Origin of the sequence: Lachnoclostridium phocaeense (genome assembly GCF_959599685.1) — a bacterium.
In the GTDB taxonomy this organism is placed as follows: Bacteria; Bacillota; Clostridia; order Lachnospirales; family Lachnospiraceae; genus Claveliimonas; species Claveliimonas monacensis.
The window spans coordinates 1-15,292 of record NZ_CAUGIN010000022.1; the positions used below are offsets into that span (position 1 = coordinate 1).

The window sequence follows — 15,292 nt, forward strand, 5'->3', positions numbered from 1 at the left end:
TACAGGATGGAACGGAACAGGAAAACGTATCTCCATCAAAGATACACGTGGTATCATCGATGCGATCCTGGACGGCTCTATTCTGACAGCACCGACAAAGCAGATCCCGTACTTCAACTTTGAAGTTCCCACAGAGCTTCCGGGCGTTGATCCGGCTATCTTGGATCCCCGCGACACATATGCAGACGCTTCTGAGTGGGATGCAAAGGCAAAAGATCTGGCACAGAGATTTGTCAAAAACTTCAAGAAATACGAGAGCAACGAACTTGGAAAAGAACTGGTTGCAGCTGGTCCTCAGATCGAAGAGTAATCAGAAATGTAAATATGACTCCCCGGTTTATGCCGGGGAGTTTTTTAATTTGTGCATCTGCCGGCGGTCCGTCCTTTCCTGTTACCGGAATGGAAACACGGAAACTGTTGTCCCGGGCGAGGACATGGGTTATACTTTTTCTATGGAAAGTCAGACGGACAGCCGGGCTTTGTGCAAACACAGAGACGGCTTGCCATGGAAAAGGGAGGACTTTATATGAGGCTGAAAAATGTACTCATCACAGTGCAGGATACAAAGCGGGCTAAAAAGTTTTATAAAGATCTGTTTGGTCTGGATGTGATACTGGACGGGGATGCGAATGTGATGCTGACGGAAGGGCTCGTGCTCCAGGACCGAAAGGTGTGGGAGGACAGCCTGGGAGAGAAGGCGGCGTCTTACAGCAGTGCCTCGGAGCTTTATTTTGAGGAGACGGACCTGGAGGGCTTTGCCGGAAAGCTGCAGGCATACGAAGAGGTGATCCGGTACACAGACAGGCTGCGGGAGCTGCCGGGAGGACAGAAAATGCTCCGGTTCTATGATCCCGACGGCAATCTGATCGAAGTGCGGACGCCGGCCGGAATATCTGCGGAAAAGGAGACGTAAGAGATGAGTCTGATCGCAGTGATTGACGACGATGAATATATAGGCGATATGCTGAAGAGGGCGCTTGTGAGTGAGGGCTACCAGGTGGTGCGGGCTTACTCGGGAACAGAGGCCCTTCTTCTCTTTGAAAAAAACAGGCCGGATCTGGTGCTGCTGGATCTGATGATGCCCGGGCTTGCAGGGGAGGAAGTGCTGAAAAGGATCGAGGGAATTCCGGTGATCGTAGTCAGCGCCAGGGCGGATGTGGAAGACAAGGTGGAGCTTCTCCTTGGAGGTGCGGTGGACTATGTGACTAAGCCTTTTGATATAAGGGAGCTCCTGGCCAGGATCGCGGTGCATCTGCGGCGGGCAAAGAAACAGGACGGGGCGGAAGGCGGGCAGGCGCTGGTGTTCCGTGATCTCAAGATGGACACAGCAGCGTATCGTGTGTGGGCCGGGGAGGAGGAGCTGCATCTGACGCCCACTGAGTTCGCCATTCTAAGGCAGCTTATGATGCACCCATCCCAAGTGATCACAAAAGCCAGGCTTCTGGATGCCATCAGCATGGACACGCCGGACTGTACGGAAGGGTCTCTCAAGATCCATATCAGTCATCTCAGACGGAAATTAAAGAGAGATACGGACAGAGATTATATAGAGGCAGTGTGGGGGATCGGATTTAAGATGCATAAGGAACAGGAGGAATGTTAACTGTTTCTTTACCTTTTCCTTAACCGGAAACTTACCGGCCCTGTGCTATCATAGTTTCAGAGCTCGAAAGAGCTGTCAGATGAAAGAACACAGGGAGGTATTTTCATGGAATATGTACTGACAACAGAAGGTCTGACCAAGCAGTACCGGAATTTCAAGGCTCTTGGCGGACTGTCCATGCATGTGGAAAAAGGAGCCATCTATGGATTTGTAGGAAGAAACGGCGCCGGAAAGACCACGCTGATCCGCCTGATCTGCGGGCTGCAGACACCGACTTCCGGGACATATACTCTGTATGGGAAGAAGAATACAGAAGGAAATATGGCCCGGGAGAGACGGCGGATGGGCGCTGTGGTGGAGACCCCGTCCATCTATGGCAGCATGACGGCGGAGGAGAATCTGAAGCAGCAGTACCGTGTGCTGGGACGACCATCCTTTGACGGGATCCGGGAACTTCTGGAGCTGGTAGGACTGGCAGACACAGGGAAGAAAAAGGTAAAAAATTTTTCCCTTGGCATGAAGCAGAGACTTGGCATTGCCGTTGCCCTTTCTGGGGATCCGGATTTCCTTGTGCTGGATGAGCCGGTGAACGGCCTGGATCCCCAGGGGATCATAGAGATCCGTGAGCTGATTTTAAAACTGAACCGGGAGAAGAAGATCACGTTCCTTATCTCCAGCCATATTCTGGATGAGCTGTCCAGGCTGGCCACCCACTACGGCTTTATCGACAGAGGGCACATGGTCCGGGAAGTGAGTGCAAAGGAGCTGGAGGAGACCTGCCGGAAATGTACCCATGTACAGGTGTCGGATATCCATGCCCTTGTCCGGGTGCTGGATCAGAAAAAGATGGAGTACAAGGTCACATCTGACACGGAGGCTGACGTGTTTGGCAGGTGGGATGTGACAGAGATGGTGCTGGCGCTGGAAGCAGAGGGCTGCAGGGTTCTTGGCATGACGGAGAGAGATGAGAGTCTTGAAAGCTACTACATCAATCTGATGGGAGGTGAGAGCCATGCGTAAGCTTCTGCATGCAGATTTTGCAAGGCTGTGGAAAGACAAAGCTCTCTGGCTGGCCGTGGCTGTGGCAGCGCTCTTCGGTGTGATCATCTGTCTGTCGCAGTATAATGCCATGGTAAACTATGATGTGGATATGTCAGAGGAGCTGCCCAGACTGTATATGAATTCTTACTTAATGCTCTGTATCGCCCTGGCGGCGTTCACAAATCTGTTTCTTGGAACAGAATATAGTGACGGTACCATCCGGAACAAGCTGGTGACAGGGTGCTCAAGAAGCAGCATCTATCTGTCCGGCTATATAACCTGTGTGGTGGGAGGACTTCTGATGCAGGCAGCCTTTATGCTGGTAGTCACGGTTATGGGAGTGCCCATGTTCGGATTTAAAACAGAATTCCTCAGACCTGTCGGGACCTACACCCTGGTGGGCGTGCTTCTGATCTGCTGTGAGATCGCCATCTACACCATGGTTTCCATGCTCTGCCAGAATAAGGCTGCGGTGGCTGTGCTCTGCCAGGTGGTGACCTTTGCATTGATCATGTACGGCTCCTGGCTGATGAGCGCTCTCTCCGCGCCGGAATTTTATGATGTCGCCACGAAAGCGGCGGACGGGAGCATTATCATGGAGACAGTCCGCAATGAGAGCTATCTGACAGGACACAAGAGACAGATCTATGAGTTCCTGACTGATTTTATCCCCATGGCCCAGGGGTATACGATCGCAGGCCTTGACTCGGCTCATCCTGCACTTTTAGGTCTGTACTCTGTGATCATCGGAGGCCTCAGTACAGCAGCCGGTCTGCTGGGATTTAGAAAAAAAGATCTGAAATAGAAGACAGAACTGTCTGTTATAAGAACCGGAGGAAAGCATATGTATCTGCCAGGCGCGGCCTGTATCCTTCTTCTGCTTGTCTGCGGGGGAATGGGACTGAAGATTTATTTTATGAGAAAAGCGGCGGATGAGATCCGCCGTCAGTGCGCCCTGCGCCTTGAGGAGGACACCAATGTGGGCATTGATATCAGCAGCCGGGATGGGAAAATGCTGGCTCTTGCCGCGGATCTTGACAGGCAGATGAAAAAACTGAGGAGAACCCGGCTTAAGTATGAAGAGGGAGATGCAGAGCTGAAGAGGGCAGTCACCAATATTTCCCACGACCTGCGCACGCCCCTCACAGCCTTAAGCGGATACATGCAGCTTCTGGAAAAGGAGGAAGTACCGCCCCGGGTGCGGGAGTATCTGGATATCATGGATGACCGGATCCTGACCATGACAAGGCTGACAGAGGAGCTGTTCCAGTATTCGGTCATTGTCTCTCCGGACAAAAGAAAGGAGAGGGAGGCGGTCTGTCTGGGGGATGTGCTGACGGAATCCATTGCCGGGTTTTACGGCGTTCTGGTGGAGAAGAAGATCACGCCACAGATCCATATCCCGGAGGAGAAGATAGTTGTCCTTGCCAGCCGGGACGCACTTTCCCGTGTCTTTGGAAATATCATCAGCAATGCTGTGAAATACAGTGACGGCGATCTTCGGATCACTCTGTACCCGGAGGGGCGGGTGACCTTTGCAAACCATGCCGGACGTCTGGACGAGGTGGAGGCGGCAAAACTGTTTGAACGGTTTTACACAGTGGAGAGCGGCAGAGAGAGCACGGGCCTGGGACTTTCCATTGCCCGCACCCTGACGGAGCAGATGGAAGGATCTATAGGGGCTTACAGGGAAGACGAAGAATTTGTGATCTGGGTCTCCTTTTTACAGGCGGAGGAGAGAAAAGGAAAATCTGTGTAAAGAGCAGGTAAATACAGGAAGTATATTATGGTTGAAAAGATGGGTACAATAGAGTATAATGTCTTTAGGAAACCTGGGATGCTCGACAATTCCTGTAATTTTGAACCTACAAAACTTTAAACGGGAATCTTATTATCTCTGTAATATGTCAGGCCTCCGTACTTGCAGTGGAAGACAGAAAAACAGATGCGGACACCCACCTGGCTGCGGCTAGGAGTCAAAATACAGGAACCGGCATTTTGGGGATGTACAAAAGATGAAAGGCAGCTGCGTATATGCAGCTGTCTTTTTTCATACATTTAAGAAAAAGGCGGAAGAAGAGACAGGTTTGAGAAAAAGAAGGAAGAGAAAAACAAAAAGAATTTATGGGAGATATATGGCAGCCATTTTCATCTGGCTGCTTATGATTACAGGAATTGTGCATATGATGTCCCGGGACGGAGGCAGCCCTGGAGGGACGGATACGGAAAGTGAGCTGGAACTGCCCGACGGGACACTGCCGGAGCCCACATCCGGCAGTACCATCCGTGTTCTTCTTATGACGACAGGATACGGATCGGAACTTCACGGGGAGGTGCGGGTTTCATCGGATGCAGGATTAAGGGTGAGCTGTCAGGGAGAGAGTATTGAGTGGAATAAGGCGGATACATATCAGATCCTTCCGGATGATACCCGTTTTCAGAATGGAAACATACGGATCGAGCCTCTGGAAGAAGGAGGGGAGATACGGCTGGAGAGTGTTGAGAGAGGCTGCGGGACGCCCTCCTATGCAGGGGTGCTGGAACTCAGGGCGGTCTCAGGCGGTATAGTGGTCATCAATGAACTCCCTGTGGAGACCTATCTGTGCGGCGTGGTGCCAAGCGAGATGCCGGCCTCCTACGAGCTGGAGTCTCTGAAGGCCCAGGCTGTGTGCGCCAGGAGCTATGCTTTCCGTCAGATGACATCTTACGGCTATCCGGAGTATGAGGCACACGTCAATGACAGCACGGATTTCCAGGTGTACAACAACAGCCAGAGGCAGGAGAGCAGTACCCGGGCCGTGGCTGAAACAGAGGGACAGGTTGTCAGGTATAAAGGGGAGATCGCCACCACATACTATTATTCAACATCCTGTGGAAAGACAACCAGCCTGGAGGCCTGGGGGACGGATCCGGGCGGCGGAGGAGGATATCTGCAGAGCGTGGAGGTCTGCGGGGAACAGGGGGATTATGAGAAGGACCTGCCCTGGTACAGATGGACGGCCCAGGTGCCGGTCCAGACCCTGTCTGCCCTTGTAAGTGCAAATACGGGTGTACAGGTAGGAACCCTTTCCAGTGTGGAAGTGACGAAAAGGGGCCCGGGGGATGTGGCTCTGCAGATCGTGGCCACAGGTGATGCCGGGAGTGTCACGGTGGACACAGAGAACAAGATCCGCTCAGCCCTTGGGGGAAGTGGCTACACCATCACGAAAAATGACGGCAGCACGTCCCAGAGCAGCGCCCTTCTGCCCAGCGCATTTTTTACCATTGAGAAGAGCGACGATACCTTTGTCATCAGCGGCGGAGGGTTCGGGCACGGCATTGGCATGAGCCAGAATGGTGCCAACGAGATGGCAGAACAGGGGGCGGATTACAGGCAGATCCTGCAGACGTTCTATAAGGACGTGGAGATCGGATAGAGAAACCAGCTTGCATAATTTTCGGGCAGATGGTATGATTTCCCTATAAAAATGGCAGGAGAACCGCTGCCTGCCTGCAAAATGACAGCGGGGGAGGAATATGATCAGGAAGATTTTTCATAAAGCAATAGACGTATCTGAGGAAGTGGGAAAAGACCATGTGGGGGCTTACGCGGCCCAGTCCGCCTACTTTTTTATGCTCTGTATGATCCCTATCATTCTGTTGCTTCTCACACTGGTGCAGTTTACACCGGTCACAAAAGCGGATGTGATGACGGCGGTGGTGCAGGTGTTTCCATCATCCGTGGACTCTCTGATCGTCTCCATCGTCAATCAGGTCTATAACCAGTCCATGGGTATCATCCCTGTGACGGCGCTGGTGGCTCTGTGGTCGGCGGGCAAGGGCGTGCTGGCCATGACAAGCGGACTGAACTGTATTTACGGCTGCCACGAGACGCGAAATTATGTCTTTCTGCGGATCCGCTCCACAATCTACACGGTGCTGTTCATTGTCGTGATCCTGCTGCTTCTGGTGGTGTCTGTCTTTGGAAATACCCTGAATATTTTCATTACGGGCCATGTGAAATTTCTGAAGCCGGTGGCGGACTGGCTGATCGAGCGGCGGGCAGTCATCACGCCGGTGGTGATGATGGGCTTTTCCCTTCTGATCTACAAGTTCCTTCCCAACCGGAAGGACACGTTCCGCAGACAGATCCCGGGCTCTGTGTTCACGGCAGTGGCCTGGATGGTGATTTCCTGGGTGTTCTCCGTGTATGTGGATATTTTCAGAGGATTTTCGGATATGTACGGGAGTCTGACAACCATTGTGTTGATCATGCTTTGGTTGTACTGTTGTATGTACAGTATCCTGCTGGGAGGAGAGCTGAACAAGCTGACGGCGGACAAGATGTTTTCCTGATATCCAGGGAAAACCTTGACATCCGATTTTCTTGTGTTAAAATGAAAAAAGCGATTGAAATATTGTAAAGGCGTTGACCGTGTAAGTAGAGAATCATTTTCCGGCAGAGAGGGGAGATCACTGGCTGAAAGTTTCCCCGGGTTCAGATGAGGATCGAATTTCCCACGCGAGCCGCACATCTGAACAGGCCCGTGGCCGGCGAGTAGGTTGTGACGTTTCATGCACGTTACGCATGTCTGAGAGTCTGCCGCAGGAAGTGCGGTGGGAAGCAGGGTGGTACCGCGGGTTAGTATGTCTCGTCCCTTTTCAGGGAGGAGACTTTTTTTATTCTATAGGAAAGTCCCTGTATTACATTTCATAAAGAAAAGGAGAAAAGTGATGAAAGAGAAATTACAAAGCATTAAAGAAGAAGCGATCCGCCAGATTGAAGCTTCCGATGTGCCTGAAAAGCTCAACGAAGTGCGGGTGAAGTTTCTGGGCAAAAAAGGAGAGCTGACCGCTGTCCTGAAAGCCATGAAGGATGTGGCTCCGGAGGAGCGTCCCAAGGTAGGCCAGATGGTCAATGAGACAAGGGCCGCCATTGAGAAGCTGCTGGAGGAGACAAAGCAGAACATGGAGAGAAAGATCCGGGAGGAGAGACTGAAACAGGAAGTCATTGATGTCACTCTTCCTTCCAAGAAGAATATGGTGGGGCACAGCCATCCCAATACCATTGCGCAGGAGGAAGTGGAGCGCATTTTCATCGGAATGGGCTATGAGGTGGTGGAAGGCCCGGAGATTGAGTATGACCTCTACAACTTCGAGAAACTGAACATTCCTGCCGATCATCCCGCCAAGGATGAGCAGGATACGTTCTATATCAACAAAGATATTGTGCTGCGTACCCAGACATCCCCTGTACAGGCCCGTATCATGGAGGAGGGCAAGCTTCCCATTCGCATGATCTCACCGGGACGTGTGTTCCGCTCTGACGAGGTAGATGCCACCCACTCCCCATCCTTCCATCAGATCGAGGGACTGGTAGTGGATAAGAAGATCTCCTTCTCTGACCTGAAGGGAACGCTGGAAGTGTTTGCAAAAGAGCTGTTCGGTCCGGAGACAAAGACAAAATTCCGTCCGCACCACTTCCCCTTCACAGAGCCAAGTGCGGAGATGGACGTGACCTGTTTCAAGTGCGGCGGAAAAGGCTGCCGCTTCTGCAAGGGCTCCGGCTGGATCGAGATCCTTGGCTGCGGCATGGTGCATCCCCACGTGTTTGAGATGTGCGGCATTGACCCGGAGGAGTACACAGGCTTTGCCTTCGGCGTAGGTCTGGAGCGTATCGCTCTTTTGAAATACGAGATCGATGATATGCGTCTTCTGTACGAGAACGATATCCGGTTCCTGAAACAATTCTAGTACAATAGACACAATAACGCACCAGTTAGTGGAATTCCGGACGTAATACTTTTAAAAAGTATTACGTTACCTGTTAAAAAATAGTCAAAGGAGAATACAATGAATACATCATTATCATGGATAAAAGCATATGTGCCGGATCTGGATGTCACTGCGCAGGAGTATACAGACGCCATGACTCTTTCCGGGACAAAAGTGGAGAATTATGAGGAGATGGATGCAGATCTGGACAAGATCGTGGTGGGCCAGATCGACAAGATAGAGAAGCATCCGGACGCGGACAAGCTGATCGTGTGCCAGGTAAATATTGGCACAGAGTCCATACAGATCGTGACAGGAGCTCCCAACGTACATGAGGGAGACAAGGTGCCGGTAGTTCTGGCAGGGGGCCGCGTGGCGGGAGGACACGAGCCCGGAAGCCGTGTGGCAGGCGGCATCAAGATCAAGAAGGGCAAGTTAAGAGGCATTGGGAGCAATGGAATGATGTGCTCCATCGAGGAGCTGGGCTCCAGCCGGGACATGTACCCGGACGCCCCGGAGAACGGTATTTACATCCTGCCCGAAGACACAGAAGTCGGCGCAGATGTGGTGAAACTGCTGGGACTTGACGATGTAGTCTTTGAGTACGAGATCACATCAAACCGTGTGGACTGCTACAGTGTTGTCGGCATTGCCAGAGAGGCGGCTGCCACATTCCGCAAGACATTTTGCCCGCCGCAGGTGACACCTACAGGAAATGACGAGGATGTAAATGACTATATCAAGGTGACAGTGAAGGACACAGATCTGTGCCCCAGATACTGTGCCAGAGTTGTGAAGAATATCAAGATCGGCCCTTCACCCAAGTGGATGCAGAGAAGGCTCGCCTCTGTGGGCATCCGTCCCATCAACAACCTGGTGGATATCACCAACTATGTGATGGAGGAGTACGGACAGCCCATGCACGCCTACGATCTTGACACCATTGCAGGCCGTGAGATCATCGTAAAGCGGGCTGAGGACGGTGAGAAATTTACCACACTGGACGGCCAGGAAAGACAGATGGACTCTTCTGTGCTGATGATCTGCGACGGCGAGAAATCTGTAGGTATTGCAGGTATCATGGGAGGCGAGAACTCCATGATCACGGACGATGTGAAGACTATGCTCTTCGAGGCTGCCTGCTTTGACGGTACAAACATCCGCAAATCCAGCAAGAAAGTCGGCCTGCGCACAGACGCTTCCGGCAAATTTGAAAAGGGCCTTGATCCAAACAATGCCCAGGCGGCCATTGACCGCGCCTGCCAGCTGGTGGAAGAGCTGGGCGCCGGAGAAGTGGTTGGCGGCATGGTAGATGTGTACGGGAAGAAAAAAGAGCCTGTCCGCGTGCCTTTTGACGCGGACGAGATCAATGCCATTCTTGGAACAGACATTTCCAGGGAAGACATGCTTTCCTACTTCCGCATGATCGATCTGGAGTACGATGAAGATACAAATGAGGTAATCGCGCCCACCTTCCGTCATGACCTGTTCCGTATTGCGGATCTGGCAGAGGAAGTGGCAAGATTCTACGGCTATGACAATATCCCTACCACGCTTCCTAAAGGAGAGGCCACTACAGGAAAGCTCTCTTTCAAACTGCGCATCGAGGAAGTGGCGAGAAACGTGGCAGAGTACTGCGGCTTCAGCCAGGGTATGACCTACTCTTTTGAGAGCCCGAAAGTGTTTGACAGACTTCTGTTCCCTGTGGATGCACCGGAGAGAAAGGCTATCAGCATTATGAATCCCCTTGGCGAGGATTACAGCATCATGAGGACCACGTCTTTAAACGGTATGCTCACATCCTTGGCCACAAACTACAACCGCAGAAATAAAAACGTAAGACTCTATGAGCTTGGAAATATTTACCTTCCCAAGACCCTGCCCCTTACAGAACTGCCTGAGGAGAGGATGCAGTTCACTCTCGGTATGTATGGTGAGGGCGATTTCTTCAGCATGAAAGGCGTTGTGGAGGAGTTCCTTGAGAAGGCTGGGCTCTCCAAGAAGGAGAGCTATGATCCGAAAGCAGGAAAATCCTTCCTGCATCCGGGACGCCAGGCAAATATCATCTACGACGGCACCGTGATCGGCTATCTGGGCGAGGTGCATCCGGACGTGGCGGATACTTACGGAATTGGCGAGAGAGCTTATGTGGCTGTTATTGACATGCCGGAGGTTGTGTCCCGCGCAAACTTCGACCGCAAATACGAAGGAATTGCCAGGTTCCCGGCTGTGACCAGGGACATCAGCATGGTGATGCCCAAGGAGATCATGGTAGGACAGGTAGAGGAAGTCATTGAGAACAAAGGCGGACAGTACCTGGAGAGCTATGCCCTCTTTGACCTGTACGAGGGCGCGCAGATCAAAGAAGGATTTAAGTCCGTTGCCTACTCCATTGTGTTCCGGGCAAAAGACAGAACGCTTGCGGAGGCGGATGTGTCCAAGGCCATGGATGCTATCCTTGGAGCCCTGGAAGAGATGGGTATCGAGCTTCGTAAATAAAGCTGTTACAGAAAGGACAGATGTGATAAGATACAGGGGGACCTATCCGGCTCCCTGTATTACTATGTTATGAATCATGCTGTGGAGAAAGGAACGACAGATATATGGAAATGAGACGACAGGATTTCAGTTTTGATCTGCCTCAGGAGCTCATTGCCCAGGATCCTCTAAAGGACCGGGCCAGCTCCAGGCTCCTTGTTCTGGACAAGGAGACCGGGGAGACTTCCCACCATGTGTTCCGGGAGATCAAAGAGTATCTGCATCCCGGGGACTGCCTTGTGGTCAACGACACGAAGGTTATTCCTGCAAGGCTGATCGGCTCCAAAATCGGGACAGATGCAAAGATAGAAATTTTATTGCTGAAAAGAAAAGACGATCAGGTGTGGGAGACTCTTGTGAAGCCGGGAAAAAAGGCAAAGCCGGGTGCCAGGATCAGCTTTGGCGGCGGCCTTCTCGTGGGGGAGGTCCTGGATGTGGTGGATGAGGGGAACCGCCTTGTCAAATTCACCTACGACGGGATTTTTGAGGAGATACTGGACCAGCTTGGACAGATGCCTCTGCCGCCCTACATTACCCACCAGCTGGAGGACAAGGACCGCTACCAGACTGTCTACGCAAAGCACAGCGGATCGGCGGCAGCTCCCACGGCGGGGCTTCATTTCACGCCCCAGCTCCTGGAGGAGATCAAGGCGGAAGGAGTGGAGATCGCCAGTGTTACCCTTCACGTGGGTCTTGGTACTTTCCGCCCGGTGAAGGTGGACAATATTCTGGAGCACCACATGCACTCGGAATTCTATCAGATCGAGGAGAACGAGGCCGCAAAGATCAACCGGGCAAAAGCAAATGGCGGACGGATCATCTGTGTGGGAACCACCAGCTGCAGGACCATTGAGTCCGCGGCGGATGAAAATGGATATCTGCGGGCAGGCAGCGGGTGGACGGATATTTTCATCTACCCCGGCTACAAGTTCAAGATACTGGACTGCCTGATCACCAATTTCCACTTGCCTGAGTCCACTCTGCTGATGCTTGTCTCTGCCCTGGCGGGGAGGGAGCATGTGCTGGCCGCCTACGAGGAGGCGGTAAAGGAGAGATACAGGTTTTTCTCCTTTGGCGATGCTATGTTCATTAAATAACATATGTAAATTGCTTGTGGGAAATTTGCTGGATTTTTTCAAAAAACTGTACCAAAATCATTCGAAATAGTGTATATTACGAAAGTAGCATTTTTAATGTCGGAGGTACAAAAGTATGTTTGAAATGAAAGTGAGATTTGCTACACCGGGGCAGATTAAGAGCTTCTGCTCTGTATGTCAGAAAATGACATCAGATATTGATGTGGTGAATGTGGAGAATCCCTACGACAGGATTGACGGAAAGTCCATTATCGGTCTTATGACTCTGGAGCTTGATGTGCCGTTTATTCTACAGGTCAGCGGAGATGACGAGGAGTCGGCGGCTGAAATATTCTCAGAGTTTGCGGAAGAAAGATAGGATTATCTTAAAAATCTGCTTTATAAATTTTGTAGATAAGGGTGTCTGCGCAGGTGCTGCCATGGCGGCAGTAACCGGTTCGCGGACACCCTTTTAAAATTGCGCTTTCATTTCTTACATTTATCCTGCCGTTTACAATGACTTTCGCACCGTCTGGGGGTATAATAGAAATGTAAGCACAGTGGAAGCATCCGGAAACAGAGAATGAAAAAGAGAGGAAGACAGCCATGAGGCAGGAACGGTTTAAAATGGAGAGAGAAGGACTTGTGGAGGAAGGACAGGAAGTGGAGATCAGCGAGAGAAGTCCAAGCACAGGCCGATATACCTATCTTGTAGAGCCGTCGGTGGCCATGTCCGGCATCTACAGGACAAATGACAGGATCAAGGCGAGAAAAGGAAAGATCGCAAAGATAGAGCATACCCAGAAAGGATTTTATCTGGTTGTGGAAGTAGAAGAATAAAAAAGAAGGAGGATTTGGAGAATGGAAAGAAAAGCACCTGTACTGGGGAAAGAAGAGCTGGAAGAGTTCAGACAGAAGACGAAGGATTTTTACGAGGGTAAGATCACAAAAAAGGATTATAAAGGATATTCGGGAAGATACGGCAGCTATGCCCAGAGAGGAGGAAAATGCAGTATGATCCGCCTGCGCATGGCGGGCGGCCGGCTCACAAAGGACAAGCTTTTGTATATTGCGCAGAGCATTGAGAAATACCATGTCAAGAAGGCGCATCTCACCACCTGCCAGACCATCCAGCTTCACGACCTGGACGCGGACGCAGTGTGCGGCATCATGGAGGGAGCCATGGAGCACGGGATCATTACCCTGGGCGGCGGGGGAGATTTTCCGCGGAATGTTATGGCTCCGCCTCTGTCTGGAACCCAGAGAGGGGAGTGTTTTGACGTGCTTCCCTATGCCACGAAGGCGGAAGAATTTCTCCTGTCCTTCCTGGACGCGAAGAAGATGCCAAGAAAGCTGAAAGTCTGCTTTTCCAACAGCCCGGACAATGTGACCCACGCCACATTCCGCGACCTGGGATTTGTAGCCAGGCCGGACGGGAAGTTTGATGTGTACAGCGCAGGAGGGCTGGGCAACCAGCCTAAGATCGGCATGCTGATGGCAGAGGCCGTGGACCCGTCCCGGATCCTCTACTATATCCTGGCTATGAGGGAAGTGTTCCTGGAGCACGGCAACTATGAGCAGAGAGGAAAAGCGCGCACCCGCTTTATGAGGGACAAGCTGGGGGATGAAGGCTACAAGCAGGCCTACCTGGAGAAACTGGCCCAGGCAGAAGCGGGGGAAGACCTGACTGTCAGCGTGGAGCCAGAGGAGATCCGTAAAAAGGCGGACGGGACAAGAGTGTCCGGCAGCCGCATCCTGGAGCAAAAGCAGGAGGGGCTCTATTCTGTCCTCTACCATCCACTGGGAGGATGTCCGGACCCGGCTGTCTTTGGCAGACTCTACAATGTGATCGAAAACATGGAAGAGGTGGAGCTGCGCATTGCGCCGGATGAGACACTGTATATTGTCAATCTGACCGGTACGGAGGCGGAAAAAGTATTGGAAGCGACCCAGGACGGGGCGCAGACTCCTTTTGAGTCCTCGGTGGCCTGCATCGGCTCCGCGGTCTGCCAGGCAGGCGTGCGGGATTCCCAGAGTCTTCTTGCGGCGGCAGTAAAGGCGGTTAGAGAGGCAGACCTCCCGGCATCTGCCCTTCCGAGAGTTCACATTTCCGGATGTCCCTCATCCTGCGGCACGCATCAGATCGGGCAGATCGGCTTCCGGGGCGGTGTGAAGATGATCGATAAGACAGCCTGTCCGGCTTTTGAAGTGTGCTTCTTTGGCTGCGACAGACAGGGGGAGGAACGCCTGGGTCAGAGTGCAGGGACCATGCTGCAGGACGATATTCCCGCCTTCCTTGTGGAAGTGGGAAGAGAAGCAGCGGCCTCCGGCCTTCCCTACGCTTCATGGGAGAAGGAAAACAGAGAAAAACTTCTTGAGATTGCCGGAAAATATACGGCATAGAAGAAAGATAAAGGAGGCTGCCCGATGGACAAGGGAGTAAACGTGGGACTGGTGGTGTTTCTTACACTGGCGGCTCCTGGGCTGGCATTCATGCTGGCGGGGATTTTGATCCTTACGCTGGAAAACAGGAAAAAGAGCCGCTGCACAGCTATGACAACAGGTACTGTGGTCCGATACAGTTTTGTTAATGGAACGCCGAGCCCTGTGGCGTCCTACACAGTGGGCGGCGTCTCCTATGAGAAAAAACGCAGGTTCCGGGGCGTGGTGGAAGTGCGCACCGGGATTTCTCCGAAGGATCTGACAGGGGAGAATCAGAGCTGCTATATCAGCGAGAACGATGTGGTCCATATCCGGGGCGGGGCTGCCCTGAATCTGAGGGCTATGGCCGAGAGGCTGTACCCTTTGGGATCATCCATCCCAGTGTGGTATGACCCGGAGAAGCCCCAGCGGGCCTACGTGGAAAAGCTTCCGGTCAAAGGCTCTATTGTGGGATGGGTCTTTGTATGGACCGGGCTGGGGCTTGCGGCCCTGGGGATCTTGCTTTCCTTTGTGCTTTGACCAGGAGTTTGATATCCAGGAGAGAGCCAGGGAGAGGGGGAGCCGGGAAAGGCGGTTGACGGACAGCTCCAAACAGTATAGAATATAGAATGTTATTTACAGATAAGACAGGGAATGCGGTGAAAATCCGCAGCAGCTCACTCTACTGTGAGGAATGACGAAACCCGACATATGCCACTGCCCGGGCCGGCGGAGAAGATCTGCCGGCTGCCGGGTGGGAAGGCAGGGGAGTAGGTTTTAGTTCCGAGCCAGGATACCTGTATATACAGGAACGTGATCTTTCGGTGAGGATTTAAGATCGCACCATGGTGATGGCATG

General features: G+C 52.2%; 15 protein-coding genes, 1 other RNA gene and 1 riboswitch. All 16 genes read left to right on the forward strand.

Translation table 11 applies throughout. The features are described from left to right. A partial coding sequence (locus Q5911_RS10360; protein WP_303182633.1) for a phosphoenolpyruvate carboxykinase (ATP) occupies positions 1 to 310 on the forward strand: 310 nt, incomplete at its 5' end. Between the two features lie 216 nt (positions 311 to 526). Then, the gene (locus tag Q5911_RS10365) at positions 527 to 913 is read left to right on the forward strand and encodes a VOC family protein (protein ID WP_303182634.1); all 387 of its coding nucleotides are present in this window, start codon (positions 527 to 529) and stop codon (positions 911 to 913) included. 3 nt (positions 914 to 916) lie between these two features. Beyond that, the gene (locus Q5911_RS10370) at positions 917 to 1,603 is read left to right on the forward strand and encodes a response regulator transcription factor (protein ID WP_303182635.1); all 687 of its coding nucleotides are present in this window, start codon (positions 917 to 919) and stop codon (positions 1,601 to 1,603) included. Positions 1,604 to 1,708: 105 nt separating this feature from the next. After that, positions 1,709 to 2,623: an ABC transporter ATP-binding protein gene (locus tag Q5911_RS10375; protein ID WP_303182636.1), complete on the forward strand. Its 915-nt coding sequence runs from the start codon at positions 1,709 to 1,711 to the stop codon at positions 2,621 to 2,623. Then, on the forward strand, positions 2,616 to 3,449 hold the full coding sequence (locus Q5911_RS10380) for an ABC transporter permease subunit (protein WP_303182637.1): 834 nt from the start codon (positions 2,616 to 2,618) through the stop codon (positions 3,447 to 3,449). Before Q5911_RS10375 ends, Q5911_RS10380 begins: the two co-directional genes overlap by 8 nt. A gap of 39 nt (positions 3,450 to 3,488) precedes the next feature. Continuing rightward, entirely contained in the window at positions 3,489 to 4,403 is a 915-nt protein-coding gene (locus Q5911_RS10385; RefSeq protein ID WP_303182638.1) for a sensor histidine kinase, read from the forward strand. Positions 4,404 to 4,470: 67 nt separating this feature from the next. Beyond that, positions 4,471 to 4,653: non-coding RNA, 6S RNA (gene ssrS / locus Q5911_RS10390), on the forward strand. 126 nt (positions 4,654 to 4,779) lie between these two features. Further along, entirely contained in the window at positions 4,780 to 6,060 is a 1,281-nt protein-coding gene (locus tag Q5911_RS10395) for a SpoIID/LytB domain-containing protein (protein ID WP_303182639.1), read from the forward strand. A 100-nt stretch (positions 6,061 to 6,160) separates the two neighbouring features. Then, positions 6,161 to 6,979 (forward strand): YihY/virulence factor BrkB family protein, encoded by an 819-nt coding sequence (locus Q5911_RS10400; protein ID WP_076776342.1) that lies wholly within the window; start codon positions 6,161 to 6,163, stop codon positions 6,977 to 6,979. 378 nt (positions 6,980 to 7,357) lie between these two features. Continuing rightward, positions 7,358 to 8,377, forward strand: a complete 1,020-nt coding sequence (gene pheS / locus Q5911_RS10405; RefSeq protein WP_076776344.1) for a phenylalanine--tRNA ligase subunit alpha — start codon at positions 7,358 to 7,360, stop codon at positions 8,375 to 8,377. A gap of 99 nt (positions 8,378 to 8,476) precedes the next feature. Further along, positions 8,477 to 10,897: a phenylalanine--tRNA ligase subunit beta gene (gene pheT, locus Q5911_RS10410; protein ID WP_303182640.1), complete on the forward strand. Its 2,421-nt coding sequence runs from the start codon at positions 8,477 to 8,479 to the stop codon at positions 10,895 to 10,897. A gap of 110 nt (positions 10,898 to 11,007) precedes the next feature. Then, complete coding sequence (gene queA / locus Q5911_RS10415) at positions 11,008 to 12,033, forward strand: tRNA preQ1(34) S-adenosylmethionine ribosyltransferase-isomerase QueA (protein ID WP_303182669.1); 1,026 nt, start codon at positions 11,008 to 11,010, stop codon at positions 12,031 to 12,033. A 115-nt stretch (positions 12,034 to 12,148) separates the two neighbouring features. After that, positions 12,149 to 12,391, forward strand: coding sequence for an HPr family phosphocarrier protein (locus tag Q5911_RS10420; protein WP_076776347.1), 243 nt, complete (start codon positions 12,149 to 12,151; stop codon positions 12,389 to 12,391). Positions 12,392 to 12,618: 227 nt separating this feature from the next. Beyond that, a complete protein-coding gene (locus tag Q5911_RS10425; RefSeq protein ID WP_076776349.1) occupies positions 12,619 to 12,852 on the forward strand; it encodes a hypothetical protein in 234 nt (77 codons plus the stop codon). A 21-nt stretch (positions 12,853 to 12,873) separates the two neighbouring features. Then, a complete protein-coding gene (locus Q5911_RS10430) occupies positions 12,874 to 14,415 on the forward strand; it encodes a nitrite/sulfite reductase (protein ID WP_303182641.1) in 1,542 nt (513 codons plus the stop codon). 24 nt (positions 14,416 to 14,439) lie between these two features. Then, the gene (locus tag Q5911_RS10435; RefSeq protein WP_226394254.1) at positions 14,440 to 14,973 is read left to right on the forward strand and encodes a DUF3592 domain-containing protein; all 534 of its coding nucleotides are present in this window, start codon (positions 14,440 to 14,442) and stop codon (positions 14,971 to 14,973) included. Between the two features lie 70 nt (positions 14,974 to 15,043). Further along, a riboswitch (cobalamin riboswitch) is annotated at positions 15,044 to 15,249 on the forward strand. Positions 15,250 to 15,292: the final 43 nt, after the last annotated feature.

Excerpts from the sequence above, each read along its gene's own strand:
- Q5911_RS10365 (WP_303182634.1), top strand. The coding sequence starts at position 527 with ATGAGGCTGAAAAATGTACTCATCACAGTGCAGGATACAAAGCGGGCT.
- Q5911_RS10370 (WP_303182635.1), top strand. The coding sequence starts at position 917 with ATGAGTCTGATCGCAGTGATTGACGACGATGAATATATAGGCGATATG.
- Q5911_RS10375 (WP_303182636.1), top strand. The coding sequence starts at position 1,709 with ATGGAATATGTACTGACAACAGAAGGTCTGACCAAGCAGTACCGGAAT.
- Q5911_RS10380 (WP_303182637.1), top strand. The coding sequence starts at position 2,616 with ATGCGTAAGCTTCTGCATGCAGATTTTGCAAGGCTGTGGAAAGACAAA.
- Q5911_RS10385 (WP_303182638.1), top strand. The coding sequence starts at position 3,489 with ATGTATCTGCCAGGCGCGGCCTGTATCCTTCTTCTGCTTGTCTGCGGG.
- Q5911_RS10395 (WP_303182639.1), top strand. The coding sequence starts at position 4,780 with ATGGCAGCCATTTTCATCTGGCTGCTTATGATTACAGGAATTGTGCAT.
- Q5911_RS10400 (WP_076776342.1), top strand. The coding sequence starts at position 6,161 with ATGATCAGGAAGATTTTTCATAAAGCAATAGACGTATCTGAGGAAGTG.
- pheS (WP_076776344.1), top strand. The coding sequence starts at position 7,358 with ATGAAAGAGAAATTACAAAGCATTAAAGAAGAAGCGATCCGCCAGATT.
- pheT (WP_303182640.1), top strand. The coding sequence starts at position 8,477 with ATGAATACATCATTATCATGGATAAAAGCATATGTGCCGGATCTGGAT.
- queA (WP_303182669.1), top strand. The coding sequence starts at position 11,008 with ATGAGACGACAGGATTTCAGTTTTGATCTGCCTCAGGAGCTCATTGCC.
- Q5911_RS10420 (WP_076776347.1), top strand. The coding sequence starts at position 12,149 with ATGTTTGAAATGAAAGTGAGATTTGCTACACCGGGGCAGATTAAGAGC.
- Q5911_RS10425 (WP_076776349.1), top strand. The coding sequence starts at position 12,619 with ATGAGGCAGGAACGGTTTAAAATGGAGAGAGAAGGACTTGTGGAGGAA.
- Q5911_RS10430 (WP_303182641.1), top strand. The coding sequence starts at position 12,874 with ATGGAAAGAAAAGCACCTGTACTGGGGAAAGAAGAGCTGGAAGAGTTC.
- Q5911_RS10435 (WP_226394254.1), top strand. The coding sequence starts at position 14,440 with ATGGACAAGGGAGTAAACGTGGGACTGGTGGTGTTTCTTACACTGGCG.